Here is a 13,625-nt window from a genome sequence, read left to right on the forward strand (position 1 = left end):
TGGGCCCACGCGTGGTGCGCGTGGGCCCGCCTTCGTCCCCGTTGGGGACTGTCGTCTAGGCAGTCGGGGCCTTGATGAGCGGCACGTCCCGCGTGAACTCCCGGAACCCGACGCTGTAGTACAGCCCGCGCGCCTGGGGATGCCCCGGCGCACCCAGGCAGGCGACCGTCATATGCGTTGCCCCGGCCGCCCGCGCCAGACGCATCCCGTGCAGAAGCATCGCCCGCCCCAGCCCCCGACGCCGGTAGTCCGGATGCGTCCCGACCGGCTCGAACTCAGCGGTCCTGTTCGCTTCGTCGAGCCACATGATCGTCGACGATGCCATCGTGCCGTCCGGCGCCTCCACCAGGATGTGCAGGTCGCCGCGGTACGGCGCCGTCTGCCGGACGTCCTGGTAGGCCTCGGCCGTGTACACGGACGGCGCCCACGCGTCCACATGGGCCTGGACCGCGGCCTTCGGCCCGGCCTCGTCGGCGGTGCGGAACCGGAATCCGTCCGGCAGGACGGGCTGTTCCACGTCGGTGAGGTCCCGCTCGTTGAACTGGGTCCAGGACCCGGTGTCGCCGAGCGAGTCCGGGTCGGTCTCATAGCCGTGCGCCGCCCATCGCTTCAGGGCGAACCCATCGGCGGCGCTCGGCAACACCGTACGTTCGAGGCCCGCCGCCGTACCGTCGTACCAGTCGATCACTTCGTCAACCAGCCCGGCGTGGTCGGGGTGGACCTGATACGCCAGGTAGGCGCCGGTGACATCCTTCACCGACCCGTCGTTCCGCCGCACCCGGTGCGGAAGAAAGGCCCAGCTCCACGCCACCAGATCCCCGCCGGAGAACCACAGCCGACGCGTCCAGCTCGCACCATCGCCGGCACGCCCCTTGCCCCAGATCCAAGCCAGCTCGCCGAGCGTCGCGTCACTGTTCACCAGGTCCGGTCGGATAGCGGTGACACGCTGCGCCAAAGCCTGCATGAGCTGCACGTCCGCGGCGGTCACGAGCTCGTAGTTCGCCATGCTGCGCCACTGTGTCAGTGCTCCGCAGAGCCGTCGACCCGTTTTCCGGCCCGGATCACGGCCGTACCGGCGTCCAGATCAACGCCCATGCGCGGCGGTGCGCCATCCGACATGTCCTCAGGCCGCTGAGGAGCGCCCGCCCGCTCCGATCCCACCCGGGCCGCCGCCTTCGTGCGCGGTGAAGGAGAACGCCGAGGTATCGCCGTCCAGGTCGATGGTGAGCGACGCGTCCAGGGCCTTGGCCAGGCGCGTCAGGAGAGCCAGGGTCGGAACGGAATCGCCACCCTCGATGTTGGAGATCTGCGGCTGCGTCATCCCCGCGCGACGGGCCAGCTCGGTCTGCGACAGCCCGAGTTCGGTCCGCCGGTCATGGACAGCCTGCCCCAGCGCGAAGGCGTACCCGGCCTCGACGTAGGCGGACGACTCCTCGACCCTCTCCCCCAGAAGCTTTCTGGTCTGCCGTGTCTTCCACTGGGAGTGATCCACGACTATGCCTCCTCGCTCCGGTCGTATGTGTGCGCGGCCGCACCATGATCCGCCTCGCACACCTTTTGGGCCAGCTGGGCGCGCTCGACCTCGGCAGTCTCACGTTGTTTGGTCTTCCGGAACACCGTCAGCAGCACGATTCGCTTCTCGGGGGCAAGCCAGTAGGTGATGCGCACCGCGCTGCCGTCCATGGTGAAGCGCAACTCACGCACCTTGCCGCCAAGGTGCCTGGAGTAGGGGCTCGCCCAAAGTTGTGGGCTTCGCCGCGAGCATGTCAGCTGCCCGTTCGGCCTTGTCGTACTGAGCATCAGCAAGCAGCGCCAGCCACTGCCGAACCTCGGGCTCGATCTCGATTCGCCAAGGTAATTCCACAGGAAAAACTATACAGAAACTTATATAGGCCGGGATTCGAGCGGATTCCTCGCCACGTCGGCGGGGCGCGGCATGGACGAGCTCGGTGGTCGCATCGTTGAGGTAGGGCAGGATTCGCGGACTCGGCTTGACCCTCACGTTGCGTGAGGCCGGATGGTGAGGTGCATGAGCGACCACTACAACGCGTTTGAGATGAGCCCCGTACCCACTCCCGGCCCGGATGCGGTTCCGCCGGAGCTGTTCCGTGGCATCTATGGAATGCCCGCGTTCGCGACGATCCCCACGAGCGATCTGGCGGCGTCGGTGGACTTCTGGATTCGTGGGCTCGGGTTCTTCGAGCTGTTCAGCATCCCCGGCAGGCTTGTGCATCTGCGCCGGTGGGCGTTCCAGGACGTACTCCTCGTCACGACGGCGAGCGTTCCGGAGCAGGCACCAGCGATGAGCTTCAGTTTCTCGTGCGTGCTCAGCCAGGTCGATTCCCTTGTGGAGGCCTGTCGTGCGTTGCGCCCGGACTCGGTCGACGGTCCACGGGACACCCCCTGGAACACCCGCGATGTGGAGGTGGTCACCCCCGAGAACGCACGGATCGTTCTCACTGCGGCGAAGCCCTTTGATCCGGCCAGTCAGGAGGCGCGGAACCTTGAGGCCATCGGGATCACCCCACCCGGCGTCGGTCGCGGAGACAATCAGGAGCATGCCTGATTCCACTGACGCCGACGGCCTGCCCGTCGGTCAGGTCTCGACGCGCCTGGGCGTGACGGTCCGCGCGCTGCACCACTGGGACGAGATCGGTCTCGCGCGACCGTCGCTGCGCACGGCTGCCGGATACCGGCTCTACACCGCTGGTGACCTGGAACGCCTGCACCGCATCGTCGTCTACCGTGAGATCGGTCTCGGCCTGGACCGGATTCAGGCCGTCCTGGACGACTCGACCGCAGACGTACCCGGCGCACTGCGCGCGCAGCGCACCCAGGTCGCGGAACGGATCGACCGCCTCCAGCAGCTCAGCACCGGACTGGATCGGATGATCGACGCCCACGAGCGCGGCCTGCTGCTGACCGCAGAGCAGCAGGCCGCGATCTTCGGCCCCCAGTGGAACCCGGACGGGCCCGCCCAAGCCCGTCAGCGCTGGGGAGACACGACGCAATGGCGGCAGTACGCCGAACGCTCGGCCTCTCGCGGTCCGGAGGAATGGCAGGCCATCGCCGACGCCGTCGCCGCCCTCGACCGCGCCCTCGGGGATGCGATGGACGCCGGCATCACGCCTGGTAGCCCGGAAGCGATTCAACTCGTCGAACGGCACCGCGAAGTCTTCGCTTCGTACTTTCCCCTCACCAGACAGATGCAGGTCTGTCTCGGCCGCATGTATGAGGCCGAGCCGGCATTCGCCGCCCACTACGACGGCATCCGCGCCGGCCTTGCCACATGGTTCCGTCGCATCGTCGACGCCGACGCGCGCGCCCACGGCATCGACCCCGACACCGCGACCTGGCAGTAGAGCGCGGATCCGGAAGCGTCCATCGACGGACTGCGGGCCACACAGGAGTTCAAACCAGCTCGTCCGCGAGCAGATCCATCAGCAGACCGTCCTGCCAGACCCCTGTCCGGTGGTCCCGCCAGTACGCCCGCATGATTCCCACGGGTTTGAACCCGACCTTGCCGTAGCAGCGGATCGCCGCGGAGTTGGCCGCGGCGGGATCGATGGTCAGCCGGTGATGGCCGCGTTCCCGCACCAGCCACCGGGCCAGCGTGCGTACCGTGTCGGTACCGAGGCCCTTCCCGTGGTGCCTCGCCGTCAGGAAGATGTCGATGCCCGCGTGGCGGAACTCGGGATCGTTCTCCTCATTGAACTGGACGGCGCCGATGACCTCGCCCTCGAAAACGACGGCCAGCATTCGCTCGTAGCCGTCCGGGGGCGACCACCACGCCGCGACTTCCGGTTCCCTCACGACCCTTTCGAGGATCTCACCATCACCATCGGCCGCAGCACTACCTTGTCCCCACGTAACTCCATGCCCTCATTCTCCCCGAGGGGTACGGAGAACGCCGGGGCATTGCCGTCCAGCTCTCGTGGGCACTCCGCCCTGTTCACGTCGCAGGAAGTCGACTCACGCGCGGGCACCGATTGGATACAAGATGCGGCGGGTGCTGACTTCCCCGGCCAGGCGGTCCGGGGTGGATGCTGCGGCGTGAGCGGTCCGCAGAGCAGGGCTGTGTCGGACTCGGTGCGCTGTGCCCGGGGCTTGGTACGTTCGGGCGTATGACGCTGCGTTCGGTGGATCTGCGGAAAGAGCGTGTGGAAGCCGTACTGGACCGTGTGGAGCGGTCGCTGGGGGTGTGCCTGGGGCACGAGACCGTGGTGCGCAAGCGTCGGTCTGTGGGGGCGCGTACGGACCGCGGTACGTGGGTGCGTATCGAGCGGCGGGGGCTCGACCGGATCGGTGTTCAGGGTGGGGACGGCACCGCGTCCGCGGAGGCCCTGCGCGGGATCGCCAAGCCGGCCTGGTTCGCCGGGGTCGCGTGGCGGGATGAGGCCGAGCCGGTGATGTGGCGCGCGGACGAGACGGAGCTGCTGCCCGGGACACCGGTGGGCAGCGCCGTGGTGGCGGAGGATCCGCAGCTGTCCGAGGAGTGGTGGGCCGCGATGAATGCCTCCCTGGATGCCCTCGCCGCGCAGCACACCAACCGGATCGCGACGCCGGATACCGAGACCCTCACGCAGGAACTGGTCACGGGAACGATCCAAAGTGTCTTCCCCGGCGTCGATACAGTCGTGGTCGAACAGCGTCCGGCCCATGCGGATTTCAACTGGGCGAATATGACGGGGCCGGTGTTCTGCGCGTTCGACTGGGAGGACTGGGGCATGGCCCCGCGCGGCCTGGACGCGGCAAATCTGTGGGGCGCCTCCCTCGCCGTCCCGGCTCTGGCCGAACGCGTCCGCAGCGAACGGCGTGACGATCTGGATACCCGGGACGGCAGGCTGATGACGCTGTTCGTCGCCGCGAAGATCCTCGGCCCCTACGCCGACCCGGACGACCCCCGTCTGGGGGCCGCCCGGGAGACGGCGGAGCGGGTGGTGGAGGAACTTCAGACGGGCTGACGGCGGGCCCGGAGGAGCTGCCGGTACTCCTGGACCACCTGGTCGTCGACCTCGTATGCCAGGGCGCCGACCAGCTCCCGCAGGTGCTCGACGTTGTCCGTGCCGACCGCGACCGCGTCGACCCGGGGCAGGCCGTAGGCGGAACGGAACGCCGCCTGGACCCTCGTGGCCGACAGGGCATCCCGCAGGAAGATCCGCGGGTCGAACTTCCCCCACACCGCCTCGTTCGCACTGCCGCCGAAGGGGCTCATGCCCCACACCTGCGACGGCCGCCACCGCGTCACGATGGCCTCGGCCGCTTCAAGGACGTCGACACCCACCAGTAGTCCCGACCGGACCATGAGGACATCGGGGCAGGGTGTGTCCAGGCCCACGAGCGGGCGCGGATTCCAGCTGGATACGCCCCACCTCCCGCACAGCCCCGCCTGCGCAGCACCGGCCAGGACCGCACACGCCTGCGCCAGCATCTCGGCGTCGGGGTGGGAGTGCTCGGGGTTGTGGAGGAGTACCGCGTCCGGTTCCCGTCCCAGCTCCTTCGCGGCCCGCTCGACTCCGGCGCGCAGCCGGGCGGGGTCGAGGGAGTGTTCCCCGGGGAAGTACCCGACCTTGGTGGAGATCGTGAAATTCGGCAGGAGATCACCGGCCTGCGTCTTCAGTACCTCGTGTGAGCGATGGCGTAGGTAGTTCGAGGCGGTGTCGAGGTGCGCTACGCCGAGGTCGGCAGCTGCTTCGAGTACGTCATGGGGGTGACCAGACCGGTATAGCCCGAGGACGACATTTCCGTCAGTGGTTCGCACAGCCCCTCCGTGATGAGCAGGTCGGCCAGGGTGGTGGTGTCCACGTCGGCACCGTCCAGGTAGACCGGGTGACCCGAAAGGAGCGCACGGAGACCCGGCTCCGCGCGCGCGTGGAAGGTCAGCCGCTTGCCCCCGCCGCTGACTTCGACCGTGTCGCCGACGCGAACGATGGAAGGGGCGAACTCGGTGACGGCCGCGACCCTCTCCGCTCGGCCGAAGGCGGTCACGTAGGGCATGTGGCGTGCGGGCGGGGTGTTGGACCGCAGTCCGTCCAGGTACCGCGCGGGGCTGTAGGCCGCGGCCAGAGCGCTGAGCTTGTCCGTCAGCACCTCGTGTGCGCTTCCCTCTGCGCCTTCCAGGTCGCGGCGGAACGCATCATCGGCGCGGGCGACGTCGGACAGAAAGTTGGCCCACGTGACGCCTGTCCGTTTGGTGAACCCGAACGTCACATGCAGCGAGTGGCCACCGCTGCCGGAGCCGAGGCGGGTGGCGGTGTGCCAGAAGCCGCGGGGAATATGCATGACGTCTCCCGCCCGCATGGTGCCCTTCCACAACATTTCCTCGGAGGGCGTGCGGTTGCGTTCGGCATCGCGGTACATCGGCGCCGGCCGGGACGGGCCGCGCACCTCCCACGATTTCTCGCCGGAAAGCTGCACGGCGATGACCTCGTGGTCGTCCCAGTGCAGATGGAATCCGTCGGTTTCGCCGACCGCGAGGTATGCGTTGGCGGAGGTCAGTTCGCCGGACCACCGGCCCAGGGCCCGGCAGGCGACTTCCAGCGTCGGGTCGAAGAAGTCCACGTGGTCCAGGACCACGGTGCCCCCGTCGTTGAGGATCCGCCCGAGGGCCGCCATGTCAGCCTGGCTCACGGCCTGCCTGCGCCGGTTGACGTTGGTGGACAGGAACGTAGACGGGCGTATCTCGTCGCCCTCTGCGTAGCAGCGGAGCTGCGGACTGGACAGGTGGCGCCGCTTGATCAGATCCAGCAGTTTGTGCGGGGTCAGCAGGCGGGCGGGCAGCTCCGGGTCCGTGAGACGGCCGCGTGCGAACGCGGTCCCCACGGAACCCGGCCCGTCCCAGCCGAGAGCCTTCTCGATGTGGGTGACGAGCCGGTGCTCCATGGGTTCTCTTATTCCTTCGGAAGGTTCAGGTCGCGGTTGTCCCCGTCATCGCCCGCGCTGTTCTGCGAGCTGGTGACGTCGGACCGTTCGGACTCGCTGCGGTCGTGCGCGGTCGCCAACTCCTCCACAGCGATCAGAAGCGCGGGGCTGGTCCCCGCTACCTGTGTGGACGCCTTGTCTGCCATCTACGCTCTCCTCTCAGCCGTACCCGCCCAGCTCCGGGCGAAGGTTCGAGTTAACCCGCGTCCCTCAGATGGCAGTAGAGCGGGATTCGGACGAATGCGCGGAGCGTTCACCCTCGTTTGCCGGTGGCGCCATGCCACCGGGCTGGGTGGCGCGGCGGTCTCGTGGGCACGACAGCTCCGCCCAGATCGTCTTGCCGACGACCCGGTCCTTCACGCCCCACGAAGTCGCCAGCGCCCCGACCAGGTGCAGGCCGAACCCCGATTCCGCGCCGGGGCCGGAGGGCCTGACCTCCGGCCCCCGCTCGCCCCTCGCGTCCGACACCTCGATACGGAGCGTGCCCGCGAGAGCGACGAGCCGGAGCTCGAAGTCCCGCCCCGGCACCAGCCCGTGCAGCACCGCGTTGGCCGCCAGCTCGGACACGATCACCGCGACGTCCCCGGAGAGCTCGCTCCCGTACGGAACGCCCCACGCGTCGAGTTGGTGCACAGCAAGCCGCCGGGCGAGCCGCGCGCCCCGACGGGTGGCGCTGAAGCGTTGGACGAACTCGGCGCCCACAAGGGTGATTTCGGCGTTCATGTGACTCAGCGTGTCCGGTTGCTCGTACGCTGACCAGCAGTGACACCACGACGCCGAGTAGCTGTACGGGCACGCCCTGTCGGCCGTACGGGGCGTCGGCCGTGACCGGGCGAACAGAGAGCGGTGCGGGGAAGATGGCGAACGCGGAACGCGAAGAAAGGCCGGAGCGGCCGGCCGAATCGGATGGAACGGCGCACCTCTTCAAAGCGCTGGGCAAACAGATCAAGGTGCTGCGCGAACGCGCGGGCCTGAGCCAGAAGGACCTGGGCCTCGCGGCCCACTGCGGGGAAGACCTGATCTCGGCGATGGAACGGGGCGTACGGACGCCGCAGCCGGAGTTCCTGATCCGCGTGGACCCGCTCCTCAATGCGGGCGGGGTGCTGTGCGCCGCCGTCGACGAGGTACGGGAGGCGCTGGCGCGGGCGCGTACCCGGCATCCGGACTGGTTCCGGAACTACGCGCGGGTTGAGGCGGATGCGGCCGCGTTGCACGAGTACAGCGCCCAGGTCGTGCCCGGCCTGCTCCAGACGGAGGCCTACGCGCGGGCCGTCTTCACGCAGCGCCGCCCGTTGCTGGACGAGGCGACCATCGAGAAGCGCGTCGCAGACCGGTTGGATCGGCAGCAGATCTTCGAGCGCTGGCCTGCGCCGACCTTCAGCTACGTACTGGAAGAGGCCGTGTTGCGGCGCCCAATCGGAGGCGGGGCCGTCCACGCAGAGCAGTTGCAACGGCTCATGCACATCGGAAGGCTGCGGACGGTGGAAATCCAGGTCATGCCGACGCATCGCGAGGAACACGCCGCGATTGACGGCACGTTCACGCTGATCACCCCCAAGGGGCGGCAGCAAGCGGTTTACACAGAGCTCTACGGGCATCCACGGCTGATCACAGACTCCGAGGAGGTCCGCGTCTTCAGCGAGCGCTATGGGATCATCCGAGCGCAGGCTCTCACCCCGAGGGAGTCCCTGATGCTGATCGAGAAGATGCTGGGAGAGCTATGAACACCGAGCAACTGCACTGGTTCAAGAGCAGCCACAGCGACGGCGAAGGTGGCAACTGCATCGAGGTCGCCTACGACTGGCGCAAGTCGAGCCACAGCACCGGCGAAGGCGGCAATTGCGTCGAAGTCGCGACCTGCCCCACCACCATCCACATCCGCGACTCCAAGAACACCCAGGGCCCCCACCTCGACCTCGCCCCCGGCGCCTGGTCCGCGTTCGTCGCGTACGCGCAGCAGGGCTGATCGCCCCAGGTCAGCCCCCGCTCGCCCCGTCCCGCACCGGGTCGCGACAGCCGCGACCCGGTGCGCCGCGACCCGGCTGACCGCGACGCGGCGGGCCACGACGTAAAAAGGCTTTTAAAGGCTTTGGGAAGAAGAAACTTTCCCAACCCAACCCCTCCCCAGCCACGTACAGGAGCCCGTCACTCACACGGGTGAGGTTCGCCAACTGAGCTGGATTTCACAGGGGTTCGCTGGCATATGCTCACCGCGACAACCCCAGACACGCGTCGGCCCCCGGCTAGGAATGCGACTCCCAAGCCGAGGGCCTGACCACCGAGGAAGTTCGGAGCTTCCTGATGGATACACAGCAGGTTAGCGCGCCCTCGCGCGCCCCGTCTCCCGTTCGCGGGGGCGCCACGCCGACATCCGGTGTCATGCACATCAACTCCCGGCACACCAGCCGCTTCACCGTCATCGGCAACCACCTCGCCCAGCACCGCGAGCTCTCCCTGCTCGCGATCGGGCTCTCGACGTACATCCAGTCGCTTCCGGCCGGGGCGCGCATCGACATCAAGACCCTCGCCGACCGCCTCCCCGAGAGCGAGGCCCGTATCGCCGCCGCGTTACGCGAACTGGAGGCTCACGGCTACCTGAGCCGTACCCGCGAGCGCCTCTCCAACGGGCGGGTCGTCACGCGTACTTGCTCCTACAACCAGCCGACCGGCGCCGCGCAGCGACACCCGGCCCCGAGTCCGGCCTCCAGGACGCGCCGCCGTCCCAGCCGCCCGGCTCCCACACCGATGGCGGCACCGGCCCCCACACCGGCACCGGCACCGGCACCGACATCAGCCCCCGCTCCCGCCCCCACCCCCGTCCCCAGGGCCGCCACGGCAGAGCCCCCGCCGCTCCCCCAGCCCCGCAACCCGCTCCCCCAGTACCTCCGCGCCGCCACCGCGCTGCTCACCGACCTCCACCGGCACTCGGCCGCGATCACGCTCACCGAGAAGGACGTCGTCCTCCTCGCCCCCGCCGCCGCGACCTGGTTCGAGCGCGGTGCCACGCCCGCCGCTCTCCGGCATGCCCTCACCCACGATCTGCCCCAGCCCCTCAAGCGCCCCGCCAAGCTGCTCCGGTACCGGCTCACCGCTCTTCTCCCGCCCCCGCCGGCCCCGGATCACCCCACCGTCCTGTTCCAGAACTGCGACCGCTGTGAGCGGGCCTTCCGGTCCCCCACCCCAGGCAACTGCCGCGACTGCCGGGAAGAAGCGGCCGACGATCCGCACGCCCCGTTCCCTATCCTGAGCGGATGATCACTGCTCCTGAACTCGTCATATTCGACTGCGACGGCGTTCTCGTCGACAGCGAACGGATCGCCGTACGCATCCAGGTCCAGGTGGGCGCCGAGCTGGGGTGGCCGCTGACGGCGGAGGAGGTCGTCGAGAAGTTCGTGGGGCGGTCGAACAAGTCCATCGGCGAACTGGTCGACGCAACGCTGCCCGGCGCGTCCGCCACCTGGCAGAAGCGCTTCGAGGACCTCCACCGCGACGCCGTCGAGACCGAACTCGTCGCGGTGGAGGGCATCCACGAAGCACTGGCCGCCATCGCGCTCCCCACCTGCGTGGCGTCCAGCGGCAGCCACGAGAAGATGCGCCACACCCTGGGCCACACCGGGCTTTACGCACACTTCGAGGGGCGCATCTTCAGCGCCACCGAGGTCTCACGCGGAAAGCCCGCCCCCGATCTCTTTCTGCATGCGGCCCGGCGGATGGGTGTCGAACCCGCCGCCTGTGTGGTCGTCGAGGACAGCAAGTACGGTGTGCAGGCCGCCCGTTCAGCCGGGATGCGGGCGTTCGGCTTCGCGGGCGGGCTGACCCCGGCGCACTGGTTGGAAGGGCCGGACACCGTGGTCTTCGACGACATGCACAAGCTGCCGTCGCTGCTGTCCGGGAGCTGATAGCTCGCGGGGCTTCGGGCCCCGTCACCACTCCTCGTCGTAGCCGATCACCCGGAAGCTGCCCGCGACGCCGTTGTTGATGAACCCGCCGCCTTGGACGTTGGGGGTCACGACACCGTAGGTGCTGCCGTAGGGGCCGACCGTGGCGACCGGAGCACCGCCGTCACAGGCGAACCCACGAAAGACCTCGACCGCGTGCCGGCTGTCGTTGTAGATGCTGAAGCTGCTCGATCCCAGCCCGCTGGCCGCGGGGACGCAGCCCCCCGGATAGGCGGAGTACTCCCGTTCGTTGAAGTAGATCTTCTCCTCCCCCTTCCGGTCGTAGCCGCGGTCGCGCCCGCCCCGGCCGCCGCCGTCGTCGTCGCGCCCGCCCCGGCCGCCGCCGTCGTCGTCGCGCCCGCCCCGGCCGCCGCCGCCGTCGTCGCGCCCGCCCCGGCCGCCGCCCTCGTCGTCGCGCCCTCCGCGGTCGGAGCCCTCGCGGTCGGAGCCCTTGTCCCCCTTGTCCCCCTCGCCCTCCGTTCCGCTTTCGCTTCCGAGGGGGGCCGGTGCGGGGGCGGCCTGCCGGGCGGGCTGGGCGGCCCGGTGAACGGGCTGCTCGACCCGCGCGGCGGCCGGTTCGGCCTGGGTGGCTCCGTCAGTCGCATAGGTGATGCCGGTGGCAAGGGCCGCTGCGCCGACCACGGCGGCCGCCACAGCGAAGGTACGCGTAGGCATGTCACTTCTCTCCGTCTCAGAGACGTCGGCCGGACGGCCAACCTGCGGCGAACGTACCGACGGGCCCCATACCTGTCATTTCGGGCACGTCCAGGGCGTGACACCGCAGGACCGGTCGGGTACAAAGAAGGCATTCCATGCATATCCGCACCGATGCCGCTGTCCAGGAGCTCAGCGTTCCGGACCCGGGCCGGGCGTCAGCAGTTGCGGACCGACCAGACGGGGCTCCACGAGACCCCCTTCTGCTCGCGGGCCACCCTCTTGTCGGCAGCCGAGTTGACGGCCGACTCCCGTGCGGTTCCCCAGCAGTCTGCGGCGGCGGGAGAACGGTGCGCGCGTCGTTTTGGGCCAGCCAAAATCGTCGGTCAGCAGCCCTCGAGTAATCGGCGGCCCACTGGAGTTGCCGTATGCCGGACCCACTTGCCGTCCCGCCGGCTCGCGACGAGCCCGCCCTCCCGCAGCACGGCCAGCTGCTGGCTGACGCTCGGCAGCGAGTATCCGGTCGCTTCGGCCAGCTCGGAAGTGGAGGCGCAGTCGCGGGCAGCGGTCTCGTACAGGAGCGCGGCGCGGGCCGGGCCCAGTAATCGGGCCAGTGCGGCCGGGGACGCGGAGGGCGGGGCAGTCGTACGGTCGACCGGGTAGATCAGCACCGGCCGCAGCCCGTCGTCCGCCAGGGTGATCGGCTGCCGCCAGCAGAAGTACGACGGGACCAGGAGCAGCCCTCTGCCATCCAGGTGCAGATCGCGCTCGACCGGATAGCTGACGGTCAGCACGGGCGGCTCCCAGACCGCCATCGGCCGCAGGCTTTCCAGCAGCGCCCGCGTCCCACCGTCCACCACGGCGCGGGTGCGCAGGGCCGTGTCGGCCGCCGTGGCAGCGCCGATGCGGCGCCACAGTGGCGCGATGAACTCCCGGTGGTACGTGCGCAGGTTGCCGCCCAGGGCGGTCAGCGCCGCGACGTCGCCCCGGGCCAGCTCCGCGCCCGCCCACGGCCGTCCGCCGCTCGCCGACAGCAGGGCCAGTTCGTGGCGTAATCGGCGTCGCGGTGTCGCGAGCACCCGGTCGATGCCCGAGCGGAGATCATCGGGGCCGTCGTCGACGGACGGGGTGAGGAAGTCCGGGAAGTAGGCGGCACGCGGCACCAGACTGCGCAGCGCCGACGCCGCGTCCCGGGCCGCTCCGCCCCGGCGGAGCAGTCCGCCGGCCGCCTGCCGCCACGGGTCGAAGGCGAGCGCGCCCTCGCGGTTCTGCAGGCGGCACAGGCTGCACACGATTTCCCAGAGCGGGTCGGGACGGCGCGCGATGCGCACGTTCTCCAGATCTCTGCCCGTGAAGTGGATACGCAGCATGGCTTCCCCCCGTTGGCCATCGAGCTCGACGGAAATCCTGACACGCACGGGGCTCCGGGCCACGGCGGCGCGACCGGCCGCAGCGAAGCCTGAGAGATTCTGGCCACCCTGAAATTCGCGCGGCGGAACCCGGTCGGCCGGGTCCCGCCGTTTGAGACCTACCGAGAACCTCTGCTCGGGAGTGCGCCGACTACTCCACGAAACGCCAAGTGACGTCGATCGACCCCTGGTCGAGGGAAGCGAGCGCCTGGTATGCGGCGGGCGTCAGATCGAGGCCATACATTGGCGAAGTCGGGCTTGCGTCAAGGACCGTCGCGGTTATGGACTTTCCGTTGTGCGTGACTACGACCTTCCTTCCGCACTGAAGAGCCGGGGATCCGGATCCGAACATGCGGTAGTCGAGCGCAACAACGAAATCGCTGTCCCCGATGGCTTGGCCGCACGCCCCCGGCACCCCGTTGGGGCTGTAGAAACTCGCCGTTCCGCTGTAGTCCTGCGACGGCTGGTCCGGTGACTCGCCCTGCTCCGGGGGCGGTGTCGTCGTCCGGTCCGGCTCCGGGGGCGGTGCCGTTGTCCTGCTCTGCTCCGGGGGCGGCGTTGTTGTGCTGCCCGGCCCCGGAGGTGATGCCGTTGTGCTGCCCGGTTCCGGGGCGAGAGTGGAACGGGGCGACTCGGTCAGGGTGGGGGCGGGTTCCGGTTGCCCTGACGTGCTCGATGCCGGGACGGGGGTGTCGGCGTCCTC

The 13,625-nt window shown here is 69.4% G+C and carries 16 protein-coding genes and 2 pseudogenes; 7 read left to right on the forward strand and 11 right to left on the reverse strand.

Going from position 1 to position 13,625, the window contains the following annotated elements; genetic code table 11:
• Nucleotides 1-55: 55 nt before the first annotated feature.
• From OG978_RS17525 to OG978_RS17535, 4 genes and pseudogenes are all read right to left on the reverse strand, one after another.
• The gene (locus tag OG978_RS17525; RefSeq protein WP_326766139.1) at nt 56-1,006 is read right to left on the reverse strand and encodes a GNAT family N-acetyltransferase; all 951 of its coding nucleotides are present in this window, start codon (nt 1,004-1,006) and stop codon (nt 56-58) included.
• Nucleotides 1,007-1,020: 14 nt separating this feature from the next.
• The gene (locus tag OG978_RS48315; protein WP_442817703.1) at nt 1,021-1,119 is read right to left on the reverse strand and encodes a DUF6191 domain-containing protein; all 99 of its coding nucleotides are present in this window, start codon (nt 1,117-1,119) and stop codon (nt 1,021-1,023) included.
• 4 nt (nt 1,120-1,123) lie between these two features.
• Nucleotides 1,124-1,492: a helix-turn-helix domain-containing protein gene (locus OG978_RS17530; RefSeq protein WP_326766140.1), complete on the reverse strand. Its 369-nt coding sequence runs from the start codon at nt 1,490-1,492 to the stop codon at nt 1,124-1,126.
• 2 nt (nt 1,493-1,494) lie between these two features.
• Nucleotides 1,495-1,864: pseudogene (locus tag OG978_RS17535) on the reverse strand (type II toxin-antitoxin system RelE/ParE family toxin).
• Between the two features lie 165 nt (nt 1,865-2,029).
• Here OG978_RS17535 and OG978_RS17540 point away from each other — a divergent pair.
• Nucleotides 2,030-2,566: a VOC family protein gene (locus OG978_RS17540; protein WP_326766141.1), complete on the forward strand. Its 537-nt coding sequence runs from the start codon at nt 2,030-2,032 to the stop codon at nt 2,564-2,566.
• Nucleotides 2,559-3,362, forward strand: a complete 804-nt coding sequence (locus tag OG978_RS17545; RefSeq protein WP_326766142.1) for a MerR family transcriptional regulator — start codon at nt 2,559-2,561, stop codon at nt 3,360-3,362. The genes OG978_RS17540 and OG978_RS17545 overlap by 8 nt, the downstream gene beginning before the upstream one ends.
• 49 nt (nt 3,363-3,411) lie before the next feature.
• On the opposite strand, the pseudogene aac(6') reads toward OG978_RS17545, so the two are convergent.
• Nucleotides 3,412-3,878 (reverse strand): annotated as a pseudogene (gene aac(6'), locus OG978_RS17550) (aminoglycoside 6'-N-acetyltransferase).
• Between the two features lie 246 nt (nt 3,879-4,124).
• Here aac(6') and OG978_RS17555 point away from each other — a divergent pair.
• Nucleotides 4,125-4,964, forward strand: a complete 840-nt coding sequence (locus OG978_RS17555; RefSeq protein WP_326766143.1) for a hypothetical protein — start codon at nt 4,125-4,127, stop codon at nt 4,962-4,964.
• Here OG978_RS17555 and OG978_RS17560 read toward each other — a convergent pair.
• The 4 genes from OG978_RS17560 to OG978_RS17575 all read right to left on the reverse strand — a co-directional run bounded on the left by OG978_RS17560 (nt 4,952) and on the right by OG978_RS17575 (nt 7,644).
• The gene (locus OG978_RS17560) at nt 4,952-5,761 is read right to left on the reverse strand and encodes an aldo/keto reductase (protein ID WP_326766144.1); all 810 of its coding nucleotides are present in this window, start codon (nt 5,759-5,761) and stop codon (nt 4,952-4,954) included. The genes OG978_RS17555 and OG978_RS17560 overlap by 13 nt on opposite strands.
• Nucleotides 5,671-6,882 carry a JmjC domain-containing protein gene (locus OG978_RS17565; RefSeq protein ID WP_326766145.1) on the reverse strand — a complete coding sequence of 404 codons (1,212 nt, stop codon included), beginning with the start codon at nt 6,880-6,882 and terminating at the stop codon, nt 5,671-5,673. Before OG978_RS17565 ends, OG978_RS17560 begins: the two co-directional genes overlap by 91 nt.
• 8 nt (nt 6,883-6,890) lie before the next feature.
• Nucleotides 6,891-7,067, reverse strand: a complete 177-nt coding sequence (locus OG978_RS17570; RefSeq protein WP_326766146.1) for a hypothetical protein — start codon at nt 7,065-7,067, stop codon at nt 6,891-6,893.
• A gap of 64 nt (nt 7,068-7,131) precedes the next feature.
• Nucleotides 7,132-7,644, reverse strand: a complete 513-nt coding sequence (locus OG978_RS17575) for an ATP-binding protein (RefSeq protein WP_326766147.1) — start codon at nt 7,642-7,644, stop codon at nt 7,132-7,134.
• Between the two features lie 134 nt (nt 7,645-7,778).
• Between OG978_RS17575 and OG978_RS17580 the strand changes: the two genes are divergently transcribed.
• The 4 genes from OG978_RS17580 to OG978_RS17595 all read left to right on the forward strand — a co-directional run bounded on the left by OG978_RS17580 (nt 7,779) and on the right by OG978_RS17595 (nt 10,820).
• On the forward strand, nt 7,779-8,645 hold the full coding sequence (locus tag OG978_RS17580; protein WP_326766148.1) for a helix-turn-helix domain-containing protein: 867 nt from the start codon (nt 7,779-7,781) through the stop codon (nt 8,643-8,645).
• Nucleotides 8,642-8,887, forward strand: a complete 246-nt coding sequence (locus OG978_RS17585; RefSeq protein ID WP_326766149.1) for a DUF397 domain-containing protein — start codon at nt 8,642-8,644, stop codon at nt 8,885-8,887. Before OG978_RS17580 ends, OG978_RS17585 begins: the two co-directional genes overlap by 4 nt.
• Before the next feature lie 335 nt (nt 8,888-9,222).
• Nucleotides 9,223-10,176, forward strand: coding sequence for a helix-turn-helix domain-containing protein (locus OG978_RS17590; protein ID WP_326766150.1), 954 nt, complete (start codon nt 9,223-9,225; stop codon nt 10,174-10,176).
• Nucleotides 10,173-10,820 (forward strand): HAD family hydrolase, encoded by a 648-nt coding sequence (locus tag OG978_RS17595; protein WP_326766151.1) that lies wholly within the window; start codon nt 10,173-10,175, stop codon nt 10,818-10,820. Before OG978_RS17590 ends, OG978_RS17595 begins: the two co-directional genes overlap by 4 nt.
• A gap of 24 nt (nt 10,821-10,844) precedes the next feature.
• On the opposite strand, the gene OG978_RS17600 is transcribed toward OG978_RS17595, so the two are convergent.
• The gene (locus OG978_RS17600; RefSeq protein ID WP_326766152.1) at nt 10,845-11,534 is read right to left on the reverse strand and encodes a hypothetical protein; all 690 of its coding nucleotides are present in this window, start codon (nt 11,532-11,534) and stop codon (nt 10,845-10,847) included.
• Nucleotides 11,535-11,899: 365 nt separating this feature from the next.
• Entirely contained in the window at nt 11,900-12,883 is a 984-nt protein-coding gene (locus OG978_RS17605) for an ArsR/SmtB family transcription factor (protein ID WP_326766153.1), read from the reverse strand.
• Nucleotides 12,884-13,625: the final 742 nt, after the last annotated feature.

Origin of the sequence: Streptomyces sp. NBC_01591 (assembly GCF_035918155.1) — a bacterium.
Classification (GTDB): domain Bacteria; phylum Actinomycetota; class Actinomycetes; order Streptomycetales; family Streptomycetaceae; genus Streptomyces.

Excerpts from the sequence above, each read along its gene's own strand:
- OG978_RS17525 (WP_326766139.1), bottom strand. The coding sequence starts at position 1,006 with ATGGCGAACTACGAGCTCGTGACCGCCGCGGACGTGCAGCTCATGCAG.
- OG978_RS48315 (WP_442817703.1), bottom strand. The coding sequence starts at position 1,119 with ATGTCGGATGGCGCACCGCCGCGCATGGGCGTTGATCTGGACGCCGGT.
- OG978_RS17540 (WP_326766141.1), top strand. The coding sequence starts at position 2,030 with ATGAGCGACCACTACAACGCGTTTGAGATGAGCCCCGTACCCACTCCC.
- OG978_RS17545 (WP_326766142.1), top strand. The coding sequence starts at position 2,559 with ATGCCTGATTCCACTGACGCCGACGGCCTGCCCGTCGGTCAGGTCTCG.
- OG978_RS17555 (WP_326766143.1), top strand. The coding sequence starts at position 4,125 with ATGACGCTGCGTTCGGTGGATCTGCGGAAAGAGCGTGTGGAAGCCGTA.
- OG978_RS17565 (WP_326766145.1), bottom strand. The coding sequence starts at position 6,882 with ATGGAGCACCGGCTCGTCACCCACATCGAGAAGGCTCTCGGCTGGGAC.
- OG978_RS17570 (WP_326766146.1), bottom strand. The coding sequence starts at position 7,067 with ATGGCAGACAAGGCGTCCACACAGGTAGCGGGGACCAGCCCCGCGCTT.
- OG978_RS17575 (WP_326766147.1), bottom strand. The coding sequence starts at position 7,644 with ATGAACGCCGAAATCACCCTTGTGGGCGCCGAGTTCGTCCAACGCTTC.
- OG978_RS17580 (WP_326766148.1), top strand. The coding sequence starts at position 7,779 with ATGGCGAACGCGGAACGCGAAGAAAGGCCGGAGCGGCCGGCCGAATCG.
- OG978_RS17585 (WP_326766149.1), top strand. The coding sequence starts at position 8,642 with ATGAACACCGAGCAACTGCACTGGTTCAAGAGCAGCCACAGCGACGGC.
- OG978_RS17590 (WP_326766150.1), top strand. The coding sequence starts at position 9,223 with ATGGATACACAGCAGGTTAGCGCGCCCTCGCGCGCCCCGTCTCCCGTT.
- OG978_RS17595 (WP_326766151.1), top strand. The coding sequence starts at position 10,173 with ATGATCACTGCTCCTGAACTCGTCATATTCGACTGCGACGGCGTTCTC.
- OG978_RS17600 (WP_326766152.1), bottom strand. The coding sequence starts at position 11,534 with ATGCCTACGCGTACCTTCGCTGTGGCGGCCGCCGTGGTCGGCGCAGCG.
- OG978_RS17605 (WP_326766153.1), bottom strand. The coding sequence starts at position 12,883 with ATGCTGCGTATCCACTTCACGGGCAGAGATCTGGAGAACGTGCGCATC.